Genomic DNA, 483 nt, shown 5'->3' on the forward strand with positions numbered 1-483 from the left:
TTATGAAGTCAGCGTTACGTGCTTCCTTAGTGCCACCAGTGCTGCATGCCGGAGAGCCAGAGCCCCCTTCCTTTGGAAGGGGGTGTCGCCGTCAGGCGACGGAGGATAGCGGATTATCGTAAGGGGCGCGCTGATTCTGCGACTGAATCAGTGCGCCCCTCAAAAAGCCGAGGCCCTGAAAGGGCCTAAGATGTCTCATAGTGGCTTGGAGCTTTCTTCAAGTGTTCCTCAGGGCTCCGCCCAGCTCCTTTCTGAGAAAGGATCCTTACGTTACGGGATTTCCTTTATGCTGCATAAATCACGCTAAGCATGGCGGTGAATTGGCCACCTCCGGTGGCCCCCTATCCCGCTCCGCGGGACTTACCCAAAGGTGGTGGCTGACGCCGCCAAAGGGCAATGCCACTTAGTTAAGAAAAAATCCGAAAGCACATGTCATTTTGATGTGTGCTTTTTTCTTGCCTATTTTTTCTCCTGTTAACAATA

The organism is Dialister sp. UBA1703 (assembly GCA_002320515.1).
Taxonomy (GTDB): Bacteria; Bacillota; Negativicutes; order Veillonellales; family Dialisteraceae; genus Dialister.